Consider the following 22,714-nt stretch of genomic DNA (forward strand, 5'->3'; position numbering starts at 1 on the left):
AGAGTACTGCACCTGGAAAATTTCGACAGGACCCGGCGTGAGTTCTGACCAGCCATCCGGCGAACGTATGTTTCAAACCACTTACGGTCCCCGCAGTAGTTACCGCAGCTTTTTTGGCCCGGAAAAATTTCCTTCTTTGCCAAAAGCGAGGCGCCATGCGGGTCTCCGGCAAGCGTCGGCGATGCGCAACATACCCGTAATGTTATGCCGGGGGCATTTGGAAAGTTCTGGTAAGGCGTGTATAAGTCTGACCATTCCGCTCGTATGGTGCAGTGCCTTTAACAAGGACCGTGCGTATGAAGAAGAAGAAAACATTTGGAATCGGCCTCGGCAGCGTGGTGCTGCTCTCAAAGGCATTCACCCCTTCAGCGATGGCCGCGTGCAGCAATACCGCGCCGCCGAGCAACACCACAGTCACCTGCACGGGCACCGGCCTCGCCGCCGTCGTTGCGCAAACCGGCAGCACCGGCGTGACGATCAATGCCGATAGCACCGCCTCGGGCAGCTTCGTGCACAGCACCAATGCAGTTGTCTTCAGCGTCGACACCAATAGCACGATCAACAGCAGCGGCAACTTCGCGCTGACGGGCGGCGGCGGTACGGGCACCGCGCGCGGTGCCGTGTTGCTCGGCGTGGGCAATGGCAATCAGATCACCAACGCGAGCGGCGCGGTCATCACCACGAGCGGCGCCTTCAACGACGGCATGGCCGCCAACGGCAGCGGCAACACGCTGATCAATCGCGGCTCGATCACCACCAGCGGCCCCAACGCTTACGGCATGACGGCCGCGTGGGGACAAACGAACGTCGGCCAGTTGAACAACACGTTGATCAACAGCGGCACGGTGACGACCTCGGGCAGCAACGCGCGCGCGGCATCGATTCTGGGCGGCAGCGGCACCATTAACAACAGCGGCACGTTGACTACCACGGGCGCGGCCAGTCCAACCGCTGATCTGCAAGGCAATAATGACCAGTTGATCAACAGCGGCACGATCAGCGCGAGCGGCAGCGGTTCGGATGCGGTGTTTTCCAACACTGCGGGATCGAGCTTCGTGGCGACGATCCAGAACCTCGCGGGCGGCAGCATCATCAGTCAGAACGGCTCCGGCATCCGCACGCTCAACGGCAACAGCACCATCATCAATGCGGGGCTCGTGCAGAGCGGCATCGGCACGGCCATCACGATGGGCAACGGCAACGATTCGCTGATTCTGCAAACCGGTTCGGTGATCAACGGCGCGGCCGACGGTGGCGCGGGATCGAATACGGTGACCTTGCAAGGCACGGGTACGGCGTCGAATGCGTTTACCAACTTTCAGACCTTGCTGATGCAAGGCACACAGTGGAACTGGACCGGCAGCGGGACCTTCACGCTCGCACATGTGCAGACCGGCACGCTCAATCTCACCGGCACGTTAGGCGCGAGCGCGGCGGCGCTCGTCGATAGCGGCGCGACCTTGCAGGCGAACGCGGTGAACCTGCCCACCAATGTCACCGACAACGGACTCGTGCGGTTTGCCCAAGACAACGCGGGCACCTACACGGGATCGATCAGCGGCACAGGCGCAGTCGACAAAACCGAAGCTGGCGTGTTGACGCTTGCGCCGGCTGCGGCGAACGGCAACACCTACTCGGGTGGCACGACGATCGATCAAGGCACGATCGCCGTCGGCGCGGACAACGCGCTCGGTGCGAACACGGGCGGGCTCACGTTCAACAGCGGCACGCTGCAACTGACGACAAGCTTCGACCTCGCCGGCACGCGTGCCATCACGTTGGCCGCAGGCAGCGGCACGATCGATACGCAATCCTTCGATACCACGCTCTCCCAGGCGGTGAGCGGGACCGGCGCGTTGACGAAAGCCGGCAGCGGCAGCTTGCTGATGACCGGCGTGAGCACCTATAGCGGCGCAACCACAGTCGCGGCGGGCACCCTCGCGATCGGCGATGCGACCCATGCCAATGCCGCGCTGACGGGCGGCGGCGCCACCACGGTGGCCTCAGGCGCGACGCTCGGCGGCTATGGCAGCGTGACGGGCGCGGTCACGAACAACGGCACGCTCGCGGTGGCGAATGCATTGCCGTCGTTTGCCAGCGAGGGCAACGGCGCGTTCTCGATCAACGGCTCGCTGGTGAATGCCGGACTCGTGCAGATCGGCGGACCTGCCGCAGGCGGTGTGGGCAACCGCTTGAATGTGACGGGCAACTATGCCGGACAAAACGGCACCATCGGATTGAACACCGTCGTCGCCGGCGACGGCGCGGCGTCCGATCGCCTCGTGCTGAGCGGCGGGACAGCCACTGGCTCAACGCGCCTGCAAGTCACGAACGTTGGCGGCCAGTGCGCACAAACAGTAGCTGACGGCATTCAAGTGATTCAGGCGACCAACGGCGCCACCACCGCCTCGAGCGCTTTTACGCTGGCTGCACCGGTGAAAGCCGGCGCATATTCCTACTATCTGGCCAAAGGCGGTGTGAGCAGCGGCACCACGGACAACTGGTATTTGCGCAATACGGTTGCGCCGCTGCCGCCCACAACGACACCCGGCCAGCCGCCGGTCACGACGCCGGGCGCCCCTGGCGAGCCGCCTGTTGTCGCGACCGGCATACCGATTGCGGCCGAGGGCACGCCGCCCTTGCCGCCCGCGCCGCCCGCCGGCTCGGCCGCCACGCCGCTGTATCGCGTCGAAGTGCCGGTCTACGCCGCGGCGCCCGGCGTCGCGCGTGAACTCGGCCTGATGCAGATCGATACGTTCCATGACCGGCAAGGCGATCAGGCCTTGCTGAGCGAAAGCGGCAAACTGCCTGCCGCATGGGGCCGCGTGTGGGGCGGCCACAGCGTGCTGAGCCAGGACGGCACGGCAAGTCCGCAATTCGACGGCTCCGTGTATGGCATCCAGGCCGGGCAAGATCTTTACGCCGACAGCAGTGCGAGCGGCCAGCGCAATCACTACGGTTTGTTCGTCGGTTTCGCGCGGGCCACCGGCGACGTCGACGGCTTCGCGCTCGGCGTGCCCAACCTCGCTGCAGGCCATCTGGCGATCAATGCGTACAGCCTCGGCGGCTACTGGACGCATACCGGCCCGAGTGGCTGGTACACGGACGCCGTGCTGATGGGAAGTTCATTGACCGTCGATCCGGTCTCGCGCGACGGCCTCGCTACGACGACGCACGGCAACGCGGTGACCGGCTCGCTCGAAGGCGGTCTGCCGATTCCGCTCGGCGCCGGGCTCACGCTCGAACCTCAAGCGCAACTCGTGTGGCAGCACCTCTCGCTGTCCGATTTCAACGATGGTGTATCGAGTGTCGGCTTCAACAGCGGCAATACTTTCGTCGGACGAATCGGTGCGCGCCTGCAAGCTCAGTTCGATGCCTTCGCGATCGCGTGGCGGCCCTATCTGCGCGTCAGCTTCCTACGCGAATTCGGCTCCGACGACAAAGTCACCTTCGGCGGCGGGACCGTGATTCCGGGCACCGTCGGGCAAACCGCGGCGCAACTCGGCGCGGGCGTGGTCGGTAAGTTCAGCACGTCGGGCAGCGTATTCGCGACGCTCGGCTGGGTGACGAATCTGGGTGGCGCACACCAGAGAACGGTAACGGGCGACGCAGGCGTGCGTTGGGTCTGGTAGTTTTGCGCCGTGCCGTGCGGCAGGTGCGGTGCGGGCCGCACCCGCAGTGATTGCCGCCTTATTCCGCGCGATAGCCGCCACCCAGGCATCGGCAAAGCCGCCGAAAACCTGCCAGACTGATTGTTGATCCTTGAAACAGGCCGGCGCTTGCCGCCCTCTGGATATGGCACACCGCGTCCCCATCTATGCCAGCATGACTTCGGCCTCGACATCCGCCACCGCCCTGGACGCGCGCTCTGATTCTTCGCGCTTCGATGCGGCATTGCAGGCAACTTCAGATGCTACTTCGGGCCACGCTTCGGCCCCCGCTTCAGGCCCTTTCACGCCCGGCGCGCAGGATGATTTCCATCCGGCAGTAGCCAGTTGGTTCCTGAAGACCTTCCCCGCCCCCACCGACGCCCAGGCTGCCGCCTGGCCGCAGATTCGCAGCGGACGCTCGACCCTGGTGGCCGCGCCCACCGGTTCGGGCAAAACCCTCACCGCCTTCCTGTCCGCTCTCGACGAACTCGTCCAGCAAGGCCTCGCCAACGGCGGCGCGTTGCCCGACGAAACCCTCGTGGTCTACGTCTCGCCGTTAAAAGCGCTCTCCAACGACATCCGCATCAATCTGCAAGTGCCCTTGCAAGGCATCGCCGCGGAACTTGAGGCGCGCGGCCTGCCGCCGCTCGACATCCGCACCGCTGTACGCACGGGCGACACCACGCAGCAGGAACGCAATGCGCTGAAAAAACGCGCGCCGCATATTCTCGTGACCACGCCGGAATCGCTGTACGTCCTGCTCGGTTCGGATTCCGGCCGACGCATGCTGTCGACGGTGCGCACAGTAATCGTCGACGAAATTCACGCGCTCGCCGGCAGCAAGCGCGGGAGCCATCTGGCGCTCAGCCTCGAACGGCTCGATGCGTTGTGTCAGCGGCGCCTGCCACGGATCGGTCTGTCGGCGACGCAAAAACCGGTCAGCGCAGTCGCGCGCTTTCTGGTGGGCGGTGCGAGCATCGAAAGCGATATTCCGGCGGACTGCGCGATCATCGATGTGGGCCACATTCGCGAGCGCGATCTCGCGCTGGAGATTCCGCCCGTGCCGCTCGAAGCGGTGATGCCGAACGAAGTGTGGGAGCGCGTCTACGATCGCCTCGCCGAACTGATCGCGACGCATCGCACCACGCTGATTTTCGTCAACACGCGCCGCATGGCCGAACGCGCCGCGCGTCATCTGACCGAGCGGCTCGGCAAAGACGTAGTCGCCGCGCACCACGGCAGTCTCGCCAAGGAACATCGTTTCGACGCGGAGCAGCGCCTGAAACGCGGCGAGTTGCGGGTGCTGATCGCGACCGCTTCACTGGAACTGGGCATCGATATCGGCGACGTCGATCTGGTCTGCCAGATGGGTTCGCCGCGCGCGATCGCGCCGTTCCTGCAGCGTGTGGGGCGCTCGGGCCACCACGTGGGCGGCATGCCGAAAGGCCGGCTCTTTCCGGCTTCGCGCGACGATCTGATCGAATGCGCCGCGCTGCTCGATTGCGTGCGGCGTGGCGAACTCGACGCGTTGCGGATTCCGCGCGCGCCGCTCGATGTGCTTGCGCAACAGATCGTCGCCGAGGTATCGAGCGCCGAATGGGGCGAAGACGCACTGTTCGAAATGCTGAGGCGCGCGGCCCCCTATGCGGGCCTCGAACGCGAGCAATACGACGCCGTGCTGCGCATGCTCGCCGTTGGCTATACGAGCCGTAACGGCCCGCGCGGCGCCTATATTCATCGCGACGTGGTGAGCGGCACCTTGCGCGGCCGGCGCGGCGGCAAACTGGTCGCCGTGACGTCAGGTGGCACGATTCCCGAGAACGCCGACTATGCGGTGGTGCTCGAACCGCAGGCGATCAATATCGGCACCGTCAACGAGGATTTCGCCGTCGAGAGTCTCACCGGAGACGTGTTTCAACTCGGCAATGCGTCGTACCGGATTCTGCGGATCGAGAGCGGCCGCGTGCGGGTCGAGGACGCCCAAGGGCAGCCGCCAAATATTCCGTTCTGGCTCGGCGAAGCGCCGGGGCGCAGTGATGAACTGTCGTTCGGCGTCGCGCGCCTGCGTGAGCAGATTGGGCGCCTGCTCGATGGGCAGGAGGCCGATGCGGTGGTGGCGATCGACGAGGCGTGTTCGACCGGGACCAGGACTGAGACCGGGACCGACAGCGAAGTCATGAATACGCGCCTCCAACGCGCAATCGACTGGCTCGTCGACGCTCTCGGTCTCGACGAAGCCGCCGCGCGGCAAATCGTCGACTATCTCGCCCGCGCACGCGCCGCGCTCAGCGTGCTGCCGACGCAAAACACACTCGTGATGGAACGCTTCTTCGACGAATCCGGCGGCACGCAACTCGTGATCCATGCGCCGTTCGGCAGTCGCGTGAACCGCGCGTGGGGCCTCGCGTTACGCAAGCGTTTTTGCCGGACCTTCAACTTCGAACTGCAAGCCGCCGCTACCGAAGACGCGATCATCCTCTCACTGACCGGCAGCCATTCCTTCGTACTCGACGAAGTATGGCGCTACCTCCATTCGAACAGTGCCGAGCATCTGCTGATCCAGGCGCTGCTCGACGCGCCGCTCTTCGGCGTGCGCTGGCGCTGGAACGCGACCACCTCGCTCGGCCTGCCGCGTTATACCGGCGGGCGCAAGACCCCGCCGCAATTGCAGCGCATGCGTAGCGAAGATCTGCTGGCGAGCGTGTTTCCCGAACAGGCCGCCTGCCTGGAAAACATCGTCGGCGAGCGCGAACTGCCGCGTCATCCCTTAGTCGACCAAACCGTCGACGATTGCCTGCACGACGCGATGGACAGCGAGAGCTGGATTGCCTTGCTGCGTCGTATCGAACAGGGTGAGGTGCAACTAATCGCCCGCGATCTGCCGGCGCCCTCGCCGCTTGCCGCCGAAATCCTCACGGCCAAGCCCTACGCCTTTCTCGACGATGCGCCGATCGAAGAGCGCCGCACGCAAGCCGTGCAGAACCGCCGCTGGAGCGATCCGTCCAGCGCCGACGACCTCGGCGCGCTCGATGCCGACGCGATCGACAGCGTGCGCGACGAGGCATGGCCGCAGGCACGCACCGCCGACGAGATGCACGAAGCGCTAACGGGTCTCGCCTGCATCACCGAGGCCGAGGCGCGCAATGTCGAAGACTGGCCGGCATGGCTCGCGTTGCTTGCCGAATCCGGTCGCGCGACCCGTCTGCGGATCGCTGCCGACGACGCGCTGTGGCTGCCTGCCGAGCGCCTGACCTGTTTCCATGCGCTCTACCCTGACGCCCGGCTTGAACCGCCGCTCACCGCACCAAACGGCTACACCGATACGTGGAGCGCCGACGACGCCCTGCTCGACGTGCTGCGCGCCCGGCTCACTGGCTTTGGCCCGCTGCCTGTACGTGCGATCGCGCAGGCACTGAACGTGCCCGCAACGTCGGTCGAACACACGCTGACGCGCCTCGAAGCGGAAGGCTACGTGATGCGCGGCCGCTTCTCGCCGGGCGCGACCGAAGAAGAATGGTGCGAGCGTCATCTGCTTGCGCGGATCCACCGTTACACGGTGAAACGCTTGCGACGCGAAATCGAGCCGGTGGAACGGCACGACTTCATGCGTTTTCTGTTCGAGTGGCAGCATTTGACGCCTGACACCCGCAGCGAGGGACGCGACGCTTTAGCCGCCGTACTCGACCAGATGGAGGGTTTTCAGGCCGCGGCAGCCGCATGGGAAGAAGACATTCTACCCACGCGCGTGAAGGCGTACGCGAACATTTCGCTCGACGAACTATGCCGTGCCGGCAAGATCGTCTGGACGCGCCTGACCGAGCGGGCGCGCGGTGCCGCAGGACCGGTGCGCAGCACGCCGATCGTGCTGTTGCCGCGCCCACAGGTACGAGTCTGGCGCGCGCTGATCGACCCGTCGAAACAACCGGAGCTATCGGCGCGCGCGCAGAGCGTCCATGACACGTTATCGCAGCATGGCGCAATGTTTTTCGACGAATTGCTGGCCGAGGTACACGGCTTGCGCATGGAACTGGAAAACGCGCTGGGCGAGCTGGTTGCCGCGGGCCTCGTGAATTCCGACAGTTTCGCCGGCTTGCGGGCGTTGTTGAAACCCGTCGCCAAACGCAGTGCTTATTCCAGTAGCCGGCGTGTCAGGTCGAGTGCATTGATCGGAGGAATGGACGACGCGGGCCGCTGGGCCCTGGTCAGCCGGCAGCCCGTTGTTGCTGCAGCCGAAGCATCGCCGGCGCGCCGTCAGCAGTTCGCCCCAGAAGTACTCGAGCATGTCGCCATGACGTTGCTGCGCCGCTATGGTGTGGTGTTCTGGCGTTTGCTCCAACGCGAGGCCGAGTGGTTGCCGCCGTGGCGGGACCTGTTGCGCGTGTTTCAGCGGCTCGAAGCACGCGGTGTCATTCGCGGCGGGCGGTTTGTGAATGGCCTCGCTGGCGAACAATTTGCTTTACCGGAAGCGATTCCGATCTTGCGCGAAGTGCGACGGCATGCGAACGATGGTGCTTTTGTGTGTGTCGCAGGAACCGATCCTTTGAATCTTGCCGGTACGTTGCTGGTGGGTGAACGCGTGCCTGCTGTCGCTGGAAATCGGGTCTTGTATCGGGATGGAATCGTTATCGCGACGCTTGTCGCAGGGGCTTTCTGGTTTGACCCCACGGTGGAAGCGATTCCCACAGAGCGGGAGCACGCCCGAAGCGCGTTGGCCCGGCGGTTTTGAGGCAGTCCTGAGGTAATTCCACAGCAGTTTCAATGCCGTTTCGATGCGATTTCGAGGCTTCATACCAGCGCGCACGCCAAAATAAAAGCCTTAAGACGAAGGCCATCACGACCGTTAATGTTTATAGGCCCGAACGCCAGCCGCTTCGCTACAATGGGGCCAGTCTTTAAGTATGATGAAGACTGTTTGCCGCCACCCCACCTTCATGGTTGGCTCATCGGCACACTGCCCGGGGATCTCATGAACGACGACCAACACGATCAGGTGCTGTTTGCCCAGTTCGGCACAAGCAGCCCTTGCTGGCGTCTGTCGAACGACAGCAACGCGCTGGAACTCACGCCCGTCACCGGCGACGTGCCGGCTAATGTCGCCATTCCGCTGAATCCCCAACAGGCCTCGCAGATCCGCTGCCTCACCGGCGTCACCTCGCACCTCATCCTCGACGTGCGGCTGTTCGGCGAACCGCTGCGCCTGCACCTCGTCGGTAAAAAACTCGCCAGCAATACGTGGGCAGGCACCGCCTCGGCCTACGACGATACGGAATCCGTCGCACGCGACCTCGTCCACGGTCTGTCTTTCGCCGAACAGGTCGTCTCCGAAGTCAATTCGGTCGTGGTCATCGTCGACAGGCACGGTCGCATACAGCGCTTCAACCGGCTCGCCGAGGAACTCACGGGCGTCAAGGAAGAAGACATCGTCGGCCGCAATGTGTGGGCGCTGTTCATGAGCACCGAGTCCGGCGCGGCGTCGAGCCAGAACATCACAGGTTTCTTCAATCGCGGCGTCTCGTACGAAGTCGAGCGGCGCGTGAAAACCCTTCGCGGCGAACGGCTATTCCTGTTTCGCAACAAGTTCGTTCACAGCGGCAGCGGCGTCGAAGAACAGTTTCTGATCTGCTCGGGCACCGACATCACCGAAGAACGGCTCGCGCAGGAACGTCTCACCGAACTGGCGAACACCGATTCGCTCACCGGCCTCGCCAATCGCAACGCGATCCAGGACAAGATCAGTGCCGCGATCGAAGCAGCCGCGCGAGGCGAATCGGTCGGCGTGCTGTTCCTCGATCTCGACAACTTCAAGAAGGTCAACGACCACTACGGCCATGTCTTCGGCGACCGGCTGATCCGCGATGTGTCGTCGGCCATCAGCACCTGCCTGAACGAAGGCGACGTGCTCGCGCGCCTCGGCGGCGACGAGTTCATTGTGCTCGCCGCCCAAGGCACCGCCCACGATCTCGAAGCCACCGCGCAGCGCATTCTCGAACGCCTGCGCACGCCGTTCAGCCTGGGGCTCGTCGAGGTCTACACCGGCTGCTCGATCGGCATCGCGCGCTATCCGGAACACGGGAACGACCTCGAATCGCTGATCCGTTCGGCGGACACGGCAATGTACGTTGCCAAAGACGAAGGCAAGCGCACCTATCGCGTGTTCTCGCCCGAGATGAACCGCAAGGTTGCCGAGTACATGTGGCTCGACACCAACCTGCGGCGCGGTCTCGAAGAGGGCCAGTTGACGCTGCACTATCAACCCAAGCTCGTGCTCGCCACCGGCGTGGTGCAGGGCGCGGAAGCGCTGGTCCGCTGGAACTCGCCGGAGCGCGGGCAGATCATGCCGACCGAGTTCATCCGCTATGCGGAAGAATCCGGGCTGATCGGCGTGCTCGGCCGCTGGGTCATGGAAACGGCCGCGAAGCAAGCGGCCAAATGGAAGGCGGACGGCTACAACCTGCGCATCGCGATCAATGTGTCAGCACGGCAACTGGTCGACACCGCCGTGGTGCGGCATTTCAGCGAAGCGCTCCAGCGCGCGAATCTCGATCCGTGTCTGATCGACCTGGAACTCACCGAGAGTTGCCTGATCGAGGACGAAGCGGCGGCAATCGATCTGATCAAGCAGTTTCGCCAGCTCGGCGCGCAGGTTCACCTGGACGACTTCGGCACCGGCTATTCGTCGCTCTCGCAGTTGGGCCGCATTCCGCTCGACGTCATCAAGCTCGACCGCAGTTTCGTCCGCTCGATCAATGCCGACACCAAAGCGCAAGCACTCGTGCGCTCCATGGTGGTGGTCGCGCAGGAGCTGAATTTCAAGGTGGTCGCCGAAGGCATCGAAACCGAATCGGAAGAGGTGTTCATGAGGGGGCTGGGCGTCGACTACGTACAGGGCTTCCTGTACGGTCAGGCCATGCCGGTCGCGGAATTCGAACGCTGGTTGCAGGATAGGCAGAAGCTCAGACTGATTGCCTGAGCTTCCACGCGCCCGAAGGGCGTCCCCCGCTCCGAAGGAAGTCCCCTTGGGGGATTGGGGGGTTGGGGGACCCGCCCGCGGCGGCTCGATATCCTCGAGACCCGAGGCGATTCAGGCGAAATTGGCCGCGCTGGAGGCCGTCTGGCGCAGGTTCGAAGTACGGCGGTTCTGCAGCATCACCAGCCGCTCCATAAAGACGAGGTCCTTCTCCTCGATCGTGAAAGCGGCATTCACCCAGTCCTCGGTAATTTCCATCAGCTCGGCGCGCGAGAGTTGCAGCACCCGCTGGCGCGCCCGCAGCATCGCGCGGATCCCGTTCATCTTCGGCCGGAGCGTATCGATGAAGGTGCGCGTCGCCATATAGGCGTCGCCCGGTTCGAATAGCTGATCGACCAGTCCCTTGCCGAAGTGCCACTCAGCGGTGTGCGACTCGCCCATGCCGATCAGTTCCTCGGCCAGACGCATCCCCACCTTGCGCGCGACCAGCGAATAGCCGCCCATGCCCGGGAACAGATTGAACGCGATCTCCGGAAAGCCCATGCGTGCGTCGTTCTGCGCCAGCAGGAAATGATGCGCGAGCGCCGCCTCGAACCCTCCTCCAAGCGCTGTGCCCTCCACCATCGCGATTGAAATCGCCCCCGTATCGAAGCCGCGCGCCGCCGCGTGCACACAATCGACACAGGCGCGCGCGTACGCCATCAGCGCCTGGCGCTTGCCGGAGCGGATCGTGTCGGCGAAGAAATCAAGGTCGCCCCCGACGTTGAACATGGCCGGAATCAACGAGCCGGTCACCCAGAAATCGATCGGCAAGCCGGACTCTCGTGCTGCCTGCGCGAGACCCAGAATGTCATGCACCAGATCGAGATTGAAACAGGGACGCGGTTGCGCCCGCAGCATCATCCACATGATGTTGCGGCCTTCTTCGTAGTAGGCGGAGACTTGCGACAAATTGCCGGCCTCAAGGAACGGACGGCAGGCGTGGTGATTATGCAGGTTCATTTTGAACGGTCCTTTTAAGGTTAAACACTGGCATTGCAATGCGAGCCTAAAGCAGACCGGAATCGGATGGGAGCGGGGTAACCAACAGATGAATGCAACACGCGCGTGAAGCCCCGCCAGATGGCGCTCTGCGGGGCGGCGAACGGACGGACGAAAGATGCTGCGGACGCAAACGCTTGCGCACCGAAGAAGGGCGAAATTAGCCCGCAAATGAGCACACGGCCGCAGTCAATTAGCGAACGAACAAAGCTTGAATTTCTTGCCGGATTTGAAAGAAAAAGAAATAGTCGTCGATTAGGTAATGCAATCGAAAATATAGCTTGCGGAGGCTTGTTTTTTTATTTGTGGGCTAACAGACGGACTATTCAATTCGCATATTTAAACGCGGGCGCTCCGGAGCGCCCGCTGATTCGCCTGCAACGTTATTGCAGGAAAGCTCGAGGCCAAACTCAAGGCGAACCGCTCATCAAGGCGCGGCCGCGATCACCTGAGCAACGGCTGCTGTGAGCTTCTTGCCATACGGCACGTGCAGGAACTCGTTCGGTCCGTGTGCATTCGACTTCGGCCCGAGCACGCCGCACACCATGAACTGCGACTTCGGGAAGCCCGACTTCAATACGTTCATCAACGGGATCGTACCGCCCTGCCCCATGTAGGCAACGTCCGCGCCGTAGTGCGTGCGCGACGCGTCGTTAAGCGCGGTGGCGAGCCACGGTGCGAGATCGGGCGCGCTCCAGCCACTCGCCGCGCCGGCGTCCGGTTTGAAGGTGACCTTGGCGTTGTACGGCGGATCGAATTCGAGCAGCGCCTTCAGTTCGGCGACGGCCTTTTCCGCTTCGATCAGCGGCGGCAGGCGCAGCGACAGCTTGAACGCCGTGCGCGGACGCAGCACGTTGCCGGCGTCGGCAAGCGCGGGCAAGCCGGCTGCGCCGGTCACCGACAGCGACGGACGCCACGTCGAGTCGAGCAAGGCTTCCTGCGGATCGGTGGTGGTGGGCAGCACCTGACGGCCGTCCTGGCCGCAGGCCCACGGCAGTTTCTTCCAGACGTCGTCGCCGAGAATCTGCGCGGTCGCTTCCGCTTCGCGCAGACGGTCCGCCGGGATCGAAACGTGGAAACCCTTGGGCAACAGGGTGCCGTTGGCGGAGTCTTCGAGACGGTCGAACAGTTGCCGCATGATGCGGAAGCTCGATGGTGCGATGCCGCCGTAACCGCCCGAGTGAATGCCTTCGTCGAGCACCTGGACTTCGAGGTCGCCGGCGACCAGCCCGCGCAACGACGTAGTGAGCCACAGTTGATCGTAGTTGCCCGCACCCGAATCGAGACACACCACAAGCCCGACTTTGCCGAGCCGTTCACGCAATGCGTCGACGTACGGCAGCAGATCGTAGCTGCCCGATTCCTCGCAGGTTTCGATCAGGCCGACGCAGCGCGGACGCTCGATGCCTTGCGCGTCCAGCGCGGCCAGTGCCGTGATGCTCGCGTAGATCGCGTAGCCGTCGTCGGCGCCGCCGCGGCCGTACAGTTTGTCGTTTTCGAGCTTCGGCGTCCAGGGGCCGAGGTCGTTGCGCCAGCCGTCGAATTCAGGTTGCTTGTCGAGGTGGCCGTACAGCACGATGGTTTCTTCGCTGCCCGATCGGGTCGCGGCCGTTTCAAAGAAAATCACCGGCGTGCGGCCCGGCAAGCGGATCACTTCGAGTTTCAGGCCACGTACGGGTTGCTGTTCGGCCCATTGCGCCGCGTCGGTAATCACGCGCTCGAGATAGCCGTGCTTGACCCACTCGGGATCGAACGCCGGACTCTTGGCCGGCACGGCAATGTAATCCGTGAGCGCAGGAACAATCTCGTCATTCCATTTACGGTCTACGAATTCGCGTAGCGTGTCCTGGTTGATGCGCTGGGTCTGCTGGGTCGTATCGTCGGAGATCATGGTGGCGGTCCGTGGCGGGTCTGTTCAGTCGAAACGTCCATGATAGTCCTGATGCGCGATGCGCTGAACCCCCTCACCGCGCGTGCATGTTTCAGAGCGACGCAGCGCAAAGAAAACAATCGCGCGACAATCGGGGGATACATCACGTCCTGAGGAGCCAGGCTATGGGTGGCAACATCGTTGTACAGGCCATCGCCGCGGTGCTCGCGCTGGCGCTGTATTTTCTGCCGAGCATTCTCGCGGACCGGCGCAAGCGTCATGACGTGCTGACCCTGGCGCTCTTCAACGCGTGCCTCGGTTGGACCGGCTTTGGCTGGCTGCTCGCACTCTACTGGTCGCTACAGCCCAACCCGCCGAAGAACGTGGCCGGCGAAGTTGTAGAGACGCGCAAGATCGTGCGGATGCGCGCATTCTCATCGGCGCTTCTGGTGCGCGTGCAAAGGCGGGCCGCGTCGCGTGAGCACCCGGAAAACAAGCAACCTTGATTCGACAACAATGGTGCGCAGCAACCGCGGGCAGGCAGCTAGCGGTGCGTTTGCTGCCGCGCGTCATAGCGCTCACGCGCAGCGTCGAGTTCGGCCGCGTTTTCCTCGGCCCAATGATCGAGCGTCACCAGCGCGTCACTGAGCGTTCGCCCCAGTTCGCTGAGCCGGTATTCCACGTGCGCCACCGCGCCCGGCTGCTCCTCGCGGATCACCAGACCGTTCCGCTCGAGTTCCTTGAGCGTCTGCGTCAGCACCTTTTGTGAAATGCCGCCGATCTTGCGCAGCAAGGCGTTATTGCGCATCGGGCCGGGCAGCAGCGCCGGCATGATGAGCAGCGTCCACTTTCCTGCGATCAGTTCGAGCGCGAGGCGCGACGAACAGGCGGCGTCGAAAACGTCACCGCGATAGGGCTGTTCGGTCGAGGCGAGGGACGCGTTGGCGGACTCGGGAAATGCCATGGTTACCAGCGGGTAAGTAATGGTGAGCGCATCACTATAGCCCTAAGCTGGCCGCTCATTAACCACTCACCGATAGGGCTCACGATGGCATGGCTCATTCTGCTCGCCGCAAGCGCGGTCGAAATCCTGATGGCGTTGGCGTTGAAATATGCAAATGGATGGACACGCTTGTGGCCGAGCATCGGCGGCGTTGCGGCCGCGCTCGGCAGCGTGTTTTTACTGACGCTGGCGATGAAGCATTTGCCGGCAGGTACGGCTTACGTGGTATGGACAGGGATCGGATCGCTTGGCATCACGGTGCTCGGCGTGATGCTGTTCAACGACCCCGTTTCGGCGCCCCGCGTGATCTGCATGACCTTGATCGTGCTGTCAGTGGCGGGGTTGAAACTGATCGACGGATAAACCGGTTCGCGGAGCGAGTACGTGCGGCGGGCCGCTTCTCTCAGGCCGCCCGGCCCATTCTGCCCCACATCACCGAGCCGGCGGGAATCGAGCGCGGTTCAGCTCGCACGCTCTCGTGCGCGAACATTTCGCGGCGCAGTTCGCCATGTTCGTCGAACCACTCGCAAATCAGCCAGTCGCCCGGACTGAGCGCCACCGGTCCCGCATACGTCACCGTCATGCGCGGACCACCTTCCTTCAGCGTGACAACATCGCCGACATTGAAGCGTGCGGCTGCCGGTGTTTCGAATACGTCAATGGTAGCGGTCAGCATATTCAATCCCCTACGGAACCCGTTGAGCGGAATAAAGTCATCGCACCGTGCTTTGCAGCATAGAACCCTGCCGAAGGAAAACTCTAAAAAGTTGGCCAAGATTAACAATCGAAATTAACCACGGCAAGCGCTTTTTATTGATACCGTTTTCATTGGCACTGGAATAGGCTTTCCACCCCGGCAGTCGATGGGTAAAACCGGGGAAAACCCTTTATAACAACGCCAGGCCACCACCCGTGCGGCATTGCACGATCGCAAAACTTACGGCGGCAAACCCGGCCCGCAAGTAGAAAATGCGCACTGGATTTGTCATATCTGCACTGCCACCGACAAACCCGATTCGGGTTTATTCTGATCACTCACACGCGGAATTACCTATGAACGGAAAACTCATCGGTAAATGCAGCCACTCCAAAACCAGTTTTGTTTAAAGTGCATAATAGTTTTTAGCGACCACCGTTGAAAACGATTTCCCGTCCGCTATTTTCAAACCGGCTGGGCAGCCCGGCGCAGTGCGAGTTGTTGATGCCGCACGAGCAGCACGCTCAAACCGATACACACGAACATCAGACACGCGTTGATCGCGAGGCTGTACTGGAACGCGTGCGCATAGGCAGCCGGTGTCTCGCGGCCGCCGATCACACCGAAAAACGCACCGCTGATGGCCGCCGTACCGAACGCCGAGCCGATCTGCAAAGTCGACGACACCACGCCCGAGGCAAGCCCGGCCTTCTCCGGCACGACTTCCAGCAGCACGATGCGCATGATCGACGGCAGGAGCAGACCGTGGCCGACGCCCGCGCACACCAGTCCGCAGTAGAACAGCAGATCAGGCGTAGCGGCATGGGTCGCGGACCAGCCGGTGACCGTGAAGCCGACGGTCATCATCGAGAAGCCGAGCGCCAGCACGTGACCGCCGATGCGCTTGACCACCGCCGGCGACGTCAGCGGCCCGACCACGAAGCCGATCGCGAACGGCATGATGGCCATACCCGAAGCGAGCGGCGTCCAGTGCAAACCGGTTTGCAGGAAGATCCCGTAGGTCAGGAAAAACGCGCTGTTGCAATAGAACAGGAACGCGAGCACGAGGCCCAACGCAAAGGCCGGGTTGCGGAACAATTGCAGATCCACCAGAGGATGGCCGCCGCCGCGCTCGACGCGCCGCTCGGTCGCCACGAATAGCGCGAATACGGGAACTGCCAGCGCGAACATCACGAAGGTCCACGTCGGCCAGCCGGCTTCACGGCCGTGCGTCATCGGATAGATGACCAGCAGCAGCACCATCGAGAGCAGCGCGACGCCCTTCAGGTCGATGCCGGTGTTCGTGGCCGGCTGATTTTCCGGCACGAACTTCCATGTGCCGATGAAGGCCACGATGCCGATCGGAATGTTGATCAGAAAAATGATGCGCCAGTCGAGTCCGAAAGGGTGATAGGTGATCAGCGCGCCGCCGCCTAGTTGCCCGACGATCGACGAAAGCCCGAACACGAAACCATAGAGGCTCATGACCTTGGTCTGCCGATGCAGCGGCACGACCGCACGGATGGTCGCGAGCACTTGCGGCGCCATGACCGCGGCGGCGATGCCCTGCACGATCCGCGAGATCACCAGCATGTGGCCACTGGTGGCGAAGCCGCACAGCGCGGAGGCGACCACGAAGGCCGCCATGCCCGTCATGAACATGCGGCGCCGGCCAAACAGATCGCCGAGACGCCCGCCCGTGATCAGCAGCACGGCATAAGCGGATGCGTAGGCGGACACCACGAGTTGCAATTGCGCGTCGGTGGCGTTCAGGCCGGTGTGAATCGACGGCAGCGCGAGGTTGACGATGAAATAGTCGAGCGGTGCGAGGAAGGCGCCGACGAACAGCACAGCGAGCGCGAGCCCTTGGCGCTCGAAGCCGGACGCAGCCTTCCCGGAACTGGTGGCCGTCGTACCTGTGGCAACTCCGCTGGCGGCCACCGCACCGACGCCTGGGCAAGCGGCGGCGGCTCCGCCTACCGGTCCAGCAAATGCCGCCGGGGCGGACTTGATCGGGTCTCTATTCATGACCGTTCGTTCAAAAATTAGGTAAAAAAAATTAGACGAGCGCGCGCATGGCGACGTCCACGATTCCGATCAGCGCATCTTCCTTGTGGGCGACTCGCCCCAATACGCGCAGTCCTTGCATCACGCACAGGAGGAAATCGCCGACGGCTTTTTCGTCGAGCGTGGAATTGAACGCGCCGCTCGCCTGGCCGCGAATCACCGAGGCCGCCAGCAACGTCGCCATGCGGCGTTGAATCGCCGCGACGCGCGTGCGCAGTTCCTCGTCCCCGGGTTGCATCTCCAGCGTGGTGTTGGTGATGAAGCAGCTGCGTTCGCCTGTCAGCGCGCAAGCGACCCGGGCGTAATGCAGCAAAGCGTTGCGCAGCGCCTCTTCCGCCGGCACCGGCGCGTTCAGCCGTTCGGCCAGCCGCGCGACCGAACCTTCCGCGTAGTGATCGAGCGCGGCGAGCATGATGCCGTGCTTGTCGCCGAATACGCCGTACAGACTGCCTCGCAACAGGCCGGTAGCCTTGCAGAGGTCGTCGATCGAGGTGGCGTGGTAGCCGTGATTCCAGAAAACCTGGCTCGCGCTCGTTAAGACGGTGTCCGTGTCGAACTCGCGCGGCCGCCCGCGAGGGCAGGCCTCACCCTCTTTTTTCGCGAATTGTTTCGAATTGCCAGATTGCTTCATCCGACGGATATTATGACCAACCGTTCAAGAAAGCAAGGCGAGATTCGAAACGGGCACGACCGTCTATTTGCCCCACTTCTGCGCAGCGCTCGTGAAGAGCTGGTTGATCTCGTTGCCGCTGGCGGCCTCTGTCGTGTAGTTGAAGGTGCCGTGATCGCGCATTTCGTGCGCGGCGCGGAGAAACGCGCCCAACGCCGCGCGCGCCAACGAGCCACCCACACTGACACGCCGCACACCCAGCGCCTGCAGGTCCTCGAAACTGAGCAGGACGCCCTGCAAGCCCATTAGCACATTGACCGGCCGGTCGAGCGAGCTGACCACGGTGGCGATCTCTTCGCGCGTCTTCAGGCCGGGCGCATAAAGCACATCCGCCCCAGCCTCCTGGTAAGCCTGCAGCCGCCGGATCGTATCGTCGAGATCGGGTCGGTCCACCAGGTAGTTCTCGGCTCGCGCCGTCAGCGTGAAGGGAAACGGCAGAGCACGCGCCGCGACGACTGCCGCGCGCACGCGCTCCACGGCAGCCTCGAACGGGTAGATCGGTTCGTCCGCACGACCGGTTGCATCCTCGATCGAACCGCCGACCACACCCGCAGCCGCGGCCTGCATGATCGTCTCGGCGCAGTCTTCCGGGGCGTCGCCGAAACCGTTTTCCAGATCGGCGCTGACCGGCAAATCGGTCGCACCCGCGATTTCGGCAAGATGCACCATCATCTGCGCGCGGCCGATGGCGTTATCCGGCAGGCCACGCGAAAAAGCATAGCCTGCGCTGCTGGTGGCGAGCGCCTTGAAGCCGGTCAGCGCGAGCAGCCGCGCGGTACCGATGTCCCAGGGATTCGGGATGATGAAGGCCTCGCCCGCTGCGTGATATGACTGGAATTGCCGTGCTTTTTCGGTTTGCGTTGTCATCGACGGTCCCATTGAAGACGGCGACCGGCGTTTGCGCCCACGCGCTGCCGGATCGTCGTTGTGTATTCGTTAAATAAGCAGTAAACAGCAAGAACAGAGAGTGGCAGCCGGCGGTCCGGCTACCCCCGCCAGCCAGCCCTTCATCTGTCCGCAATAGATGAACCGCGCGCTCAGGTTTCGAGCTTCGCGTCCATCGTAATGGTGGCGTTCAGTACCTTGGAAACCGGGCAGCCCGCCTTGGCGTCCGCGGTCGCCTTCTCGAACGCCGCTTTGTCGCCACCGGGAATTTTCACGGCCACATCCAGATGCACCGCGGTAATCGAAAAGCCGCCGCCGTCCTTGTCGAGCGTGACGGTTGCCGTGGTGCCGATACGTTCAGGCTTGATGCCCGCCTTGCTCAGTTCGGCCGAAAGCGCCATCGAGAAACAACCCGCGTGCGCAGCCGCAATCAGCTCTTCCGGATTCGTGCCGATGCCGTCCGCGAAGCGCGTGGCAAACGAGTATTGGGTGTCCTTGAGAACGCCGCTGTCGGTGGAAATCGAGCCCTTGCCGTCTTGCAGGCCGCCTTGCCAGACTGCTGATGCCTTGCGCTTCATCGCTCTCTCCTGTTTGTGCCCTGCTTCGCACCGCTCCTCAACCCTACGTGATGCCGCCCACAACGGTCCAGCCCGGGTATTCGTAGTATCGGCATCGGTCGCGAGTGCCCCAAGGGGTATGCCTTCGGGGCGTGCCGCGCGGCGCAAGAGGTGCGGGCGTGGACCGAACTTCATCATAGGCGCTTCCGTGTGCCAGTGTCGTGACGACGCCGGGATACGGTTCGCTGATGCGAGTCACAGTCCGTGCCGCAGTCCGTGCCGCAGTCCGTGCCGCAGTCCGTGCCGCGGACGCAGGGCGCAGTCGCTACTCGGCGAACGGCAAGCTCTCCTGCCCCACCGCGCGCATGTCGAATACGTTCAGTGTCATCGCCACCAGGGCGTAGTAGCCGAGCAAGCCCACCAGGTTGATCACCACCTGGTGGCCGAAGCGCCCGACCGCCTTTCTATAGGTGACATCCGACACACGTTTTGTGTCGTACAGTTCGCTCGCGAAGTCATGGATCAATGCGTCATCGGCATCCGCGAAGGAAGGCTGATGACCCTGTCGGATTGCCTCGGCATCCGCTTCGGCTACCCCGGCATCGAGAGCGATCGGATAGTGGATATACCACTCGGCCTGCGCCTGCCAGCGCGCCGCGGTCACCAGAATGGCCAGCTCCGACAGGCGCAGCGGCAAGCCGGTGCGATAGCGGCAGAACGCGCCAAGCCGCTGCGCCTGCTGTGCCAACTCCGGACTATGAATCCAGCCCAGAAACGGCCCGTTCAGATTGCGGCGTGGACCGGACAGAATCTCGTCGAGTACGGCCTTTTGCTCGGCTGTGGCTTCAGATAGTTCGAAGTGAGGCAAACGCTCGGTCATCGCGGATCTCGCTGAAAGGGAAAGGGTGTCAGATGGCGGTCAACGCGCCTTCGATCGCATCGGTCAAGCGGCCGATGATCTCGCCGATGTCGCGCGCGGTGCAGATGAACGGCGGCGCCAGCAGCACATGATCGCCGATCTTGCCGTCGACCGTGCCACCCATCGGATACACCATCAAACCACGCACGAACGCTTCGCGCCGGATCGCCGCGTGCAGTTTCAGCTTCGCACCGATCGGTTGATAGCCGGCGCCGAGCCCCTTGGCAATCGTGAGGATGTCCGGCGCGACGCCGTCTTCTTCACACGCATACAGGTAGCCTGTGCGGCCCATGCCCGACATGATCTCGTCGAGGATCAGCAGCACGCCGTAGCGATCGCACACCGCGCGGATCTTGCGGAAGTATTCCCGCACCGGCGGCACGGCGCCAGCCGTTGCGCCCACCACCGTTTCCGCAACGAATGCGGCCACCGTGTCGGCACCGAGTTCGAGAATCTTCTGTTCGAGTTCATCCGCGAGACGCTGCGCGAACTGCTCTTCGGTTTCGTCGATGCGCTGCTCGCGATACGCGTAACACGGGCTCACGTGATGCGCTTCGATCAGAATCGGCAGAAAAGGCTCGCGCCGCCACGCATTGCCGCCGATCGCCAGCGCGCCCGGCGTGTTGCCGTGATAGCTCTGGCGACGCGCGATGAAATGACGGCGCTGCAACTCGCCCTTCTCCACAAAATACTGCCGCGCCAGTTTCAGCGCCGCCTCCATCGCTTCCGAACCGCCCGACACGAAGTACACGTGTTCGAGCCCTTGCGGTGCGCTCGCCACCAGGCGGTCGGCGAGTTCCTCGGCGACCTGGGTGGTGAAGAACGACGTGTGCGCATACGGCAATTGCTGCGCTTGCCGCTTGATCGCGTCGATCACACGCTGGTTGCTGTGGCCGAGGCACGAGACGGCTGCGCCGCCCGAGGCATCGATATAGCGCTTGCCGGTGGAATCGATGATCTCGATGCCGTCGCCGACGATAGCCACCGGCAGTGACTGCTTCGGCGAACGATGGAATACGGTGGACATGGTCTTCCCTTTCCTTTCCTTTCTATTGGCGACGGCTGCTCAGACGCGGGGCTGCCGGTCACGGGAAGAATCGGTAATGATTTGCGCCTCGGCTTCGCAGCCGGGATGGATCAGATGGTTCGCATGGCCGCCGATAGTCGACACCGTTTGCACGGAACATCGCTGCGCACTTGCTTGGACGCTCGTCTCCCGCACAACCGAGTGTGTGATGAAAGCTGCTCGCAGTCGGTGTGTCGCGCAGGATGTGCCGCGCCTCGTCGAGCGAAGCCGCATCGCGCAGTTGCTGCACGAACGGATCGCCACGGCTCGTGCCCACTCAACAATCGGTACGCATTTATACTTCTGAACAACATTTGTTGTAAAACGATGCGATGGTGAAGCAGACAGAGCGTCTGCGCTCCGTGACACGCTGCTGCCTGGTTCAGAGGAAAAACTTCAAGGTACGTACGCGCCCTTTTCATGCAGCGACTGCTCGGCGATGCCGAGTTGCTCGACGGCACCCGCCCCTTCCAGCGCAAGCAGATGCGCGACCAGCGATTCGGCAATCGCCGTGGCCGCCACCAGCGATGGAAAGAACGACGGGCTTTCGTGCGAAAAAATCAGCACCTTGTCGGCATTCAACGCGATCGGCGAAACCGCGCTATCCGTGATTGCAATCAGCTTGCTGCCCTTTTCCAACGCGGCTTCGGCCACGCGTGCCGCTTCGACTGAATAGGGCGCGAAGCTGATGACGATGGTGGCGCTGTCACGCGCGACCGTTCGCAGTTGCATCTCGAGCGTGCCGGCTTCGCCGTTGAGCAGCGACACCGACGAGCGAAACAGCCGGTAGCCGTAGACAAGACCAAACGCCACCGCATAACAGGAGCGAAAGCCTGCTACATGCACATGCGGCGCGCGCCGCAACAGACGCGCGGCTTCCACGATCACGCGACCGTTATGCGCGGCGGTGACCTCAAGGTTGTGTTGTTGCGCGACCAGCAGGTCACTGGCCAGCGCATCTTTCGATTTGACGAGCGAACGGGCGCGACTGGTGAGCGGCTCGGGCCGCGTGCGCACGCGCGCGACGAACAGGTTGCGCAACTCGTTCCAGCCGGGAAAACCCAGTTGCTGCGACAGACGCACCAGCGAAGCCGGCTGCACCTGCGCGCGCTCGGCCACTTTGCGCATCGACGAGACCGCGACTTCATCGGGATGATCGAGCAGGAACCCTGCTCCCATCTGGAACTGCGGACTCAGTTCGGAGAAGCGCGCCCGGATCAGGGCGGCGAGCTGGTCAAAACTGTCTGGCATGCGATATACCGGGCGAACGGTCGATAAGAATGACAACAAATGTTACCACCCGGTGCATCGCATCCAACAGA

General features: G+C 63.1%; 16 protein-coding genes and 1 pseudogene. 5 read left to right on the forward strand and 12 right to left on the reverse strand.

All coding sequences use genetic code 11. The features are described 5' to 3' along the window. Positions 1-296: 296 nt before the first annotated feature. From M0D64_RS17080 to pdeR, 3 genes are all read left to right on the forward strand, one after another. Complete coding sequence (locus M0D64_RS17080; protein WP_266258597.1) at positions 297-3,632, forward strand: autotransporter outer membrane beta-barrel domain-containing protein; 3,336 nt, start codon at positions 297-299, stop codon at positions 3,630-3,632. A gap of 163 nt (positions 3,633-3,795) precedes the next feature. Next, the gene (locus M0D64_RS17085) at positions 3,796-8,376 is read left to right on the forward strand and encodes a DEAD/DEAH box helicase (RefSeq protein WP_266258599.1); all 4,581 of its coding nucleotides are present in this window, start codon (positions 3,796-3,798) and stop codon (positions 8,374-8,376) included. A gap of 240 nt (positions 8,377-8,616) precedes the next feature. Beyond that, positions 8,617-10,620, forward strand: coding sequence for a cyclic di-GMP phosphodiesterase (pdeR, locus tag M0D64_RS17090; protein WP_266258600.1), 2,004 nt, complete (start codon positions 8,617-8,619; stop codon positions 10,618-10,620). A gap of 111 nt (positions 10,621-10,731) precedes the next feature. Here the strand turns inward: pdeR and M0D64_RS17095 are convergent, their stop codons facing one another. Further along, positions 10,732-11,619: a crotonase/enoyl-CoA hydratase family protein gene (locus M0D64_RS17095; protein WP_266258601.1), complete on the reverse strand. Its 888-nt coding sequence runs from the start codon at positions 11,617-11,619 to the stop codon at positions 10,732-10,734. 466 nt (positions 11,620-12,085) lie between these two features. Further along, complete coding sequence (locus M0D64_RS17100) at positions 12,086-13,549, reverse strand: M20 family metallopeptidase (RefSeq protein ID WP_266258602.1); 1,464 nt, start codon at positions 13,547-13,549, stop codon at positions 12,086-12,088. Positions 13,550-13,713: 164 nt separating this feature from the next. Here M0D64_RS17100 and M0D64_RS17105 point away from each other — a divergent pair, with 164 nt between their 5' ends. Next, positions 13,714-14,034 (forward strand): superinfection immunity protein, encoded by a 321-nt coding sequence (locus M0D64_RS17105; RefSeq protein ID WP_154561793.1) that lies wholly within the window; start codon positions 13,714-13,716, stop codon positions 14,032-14,034. 38 nt (positions 14,035-14,072) lie between these two features. Here M0D64_RS17105 and M0D64_RS17110 read toward each other — a convergent pair whose 3' ends face one another. Then, complete coding sequence (locus M0D64_RS17110) at positions 14,073-14,492, reverse strand: helix-turn-helix domain-containing protein (RefSeq protein WP_266258603.1); 420 nt, start codon at positions 14,490-14,492, stop codon at positions 14,073-14,075. Positions 14,493-14,576: 84 nt separating this feature from the next. Between M0D64_RS17110 and M0D64_RS17115 the strand changes: the two genes are divergently transcribed. After that, positions 14,577-14,894 carry a multidrug efflux SMR transporter gene (locus tag M0D64_RS17115; RefSeq protein WP_120345089.1) on the forward strand — a complete coding sequence of 106 codons (318 nt, stop codon included), beginning with the start codon at positions 14,577-14,579 and terminating at the stop codon, positions 14,892-14,894. A 40-nt stretch (positions 14,895-14,934) separates the two neighbouring features. On the opposite strand, the gene M0D64_RS17120 is transcribed toward M0D64_RS17115, so the two are convergent. The 9 genes and pseudogenes from M0D64_RS17120 to M0D64_RS17160 form a co-directional block, all read right to left on the reverse strand. Beyond that, complete coding sequence (locus tag M0D64_RS17120; protein WP_266258604.1) at positions 14,935-15,207, reverse strand: YodC family protein; 273 nt, start codon at positions 15,205-15,207, stop codon at positions 14,935-14,937. Between the two features lie 486 nt (positions 15,208-15,693). After that, positions 15,694-17,256 carry an MFS transporter gene (locus M0D64_RS17125; protein WP_266258605.1) on the reverse strand — a complete coding sequence of 521 codons (1,563 nt, stop codon included), beginning with the start codon at positions 17,254-17,256 and terminating at the stop codon, positions 15,694-15,696. 31 nt (positions 17,257-17,287) lie between these two features. Further along, the gene (locus tag M0D64_RS17130) at positions 17,288-17,926 is read right to left on the reverse strand and encodes a TetR/AcrR family transcriptional regulator (RefSeq protein WP_266258606.1); all 639 of its coding nucleotides are present in this window, start codon (positions 17,924-17,926) and stop codon (positions 17,288-17,290) included. A 63-nt stretch (positions 17,927-17,989) separates the two neighbouring features. After that, complete coding sequence (locus M0D64_RS17135; protein WP_266258607.1) at positions 17,990-18,832, reverse strand: oxaloacetate decarboxylase; 843 nt, start codon at positions 18,830-18,832, stop codon at positions 17,990-17,992. 170 nt (positions 18,833-19,002) lie between these two features. Then, entirely contained in the window at positions 19,003-19,428 is a 426-nt protein-coding gene (locus M0D64_RS17140; RefSeq protein WP_054035350.1) for an OsmC family protein, read from the reverse strand. 304 nt (positions 19,429-19,732) lie between these two features. Beyond that, complete coding sequence (locus M0D64_RS17145) at positions 19,733-20,287, reverse strand: carboxymuconolactone decarboxylase family protein (protein ID WP_266258608.1); 555 nt, start codon at positions 20,285-20,287, stop codon at positions 19,733-19,735. 28 nt (positions 20,288-20,315) lie between these two features. Further along, complete coding sequence (locus tag M0D64_RS17150; RefSeq protein ID WP_266258609.1) at positions 20,316-21,353, reverse strand: aspartate aminotransferase family protein; 1,038 nt, start codon at positions 21,351-21,353, stop codon at positions 20,316-20,318. 42 nt (positions 21,354-21,395) lie between these two features. Beyond that, positions 21,396-21,662, reverse strand: a pseudogene (locus M0D64_RS17155) (carcinine hydrolase/isopenicillin-N N-acyltransferase family protein); the annotation flags it as partial. Positions 21,663-21,788: 126 nt separating this feature from the next. Beyond that, positions 21,789-22,643 carry a MurR/RpiR family transcriptional regulator gene (locus M0D64_RS17160; RefSeq protein WP_093635902.1) on the reverse strand — a complete coding sequence of 285 codons (855 nt, stop codon included), beginning with the start codon at positions 22,641-22,643 and terminating at the stop codon, positions 21,789-21,791. Positions 22,644-22,714 lie beyond the last annotated feature (71 nt).

The organism is Paraburkholderia sp. WS6, assembly GCF_030464835.1.
GTDB lineage: Bacteria > Pseudomonadota > Gammaproteobacteria > Burkholderiales > Burkholderiaceae > Paraburkholderia > Paraburkholderia madseniana.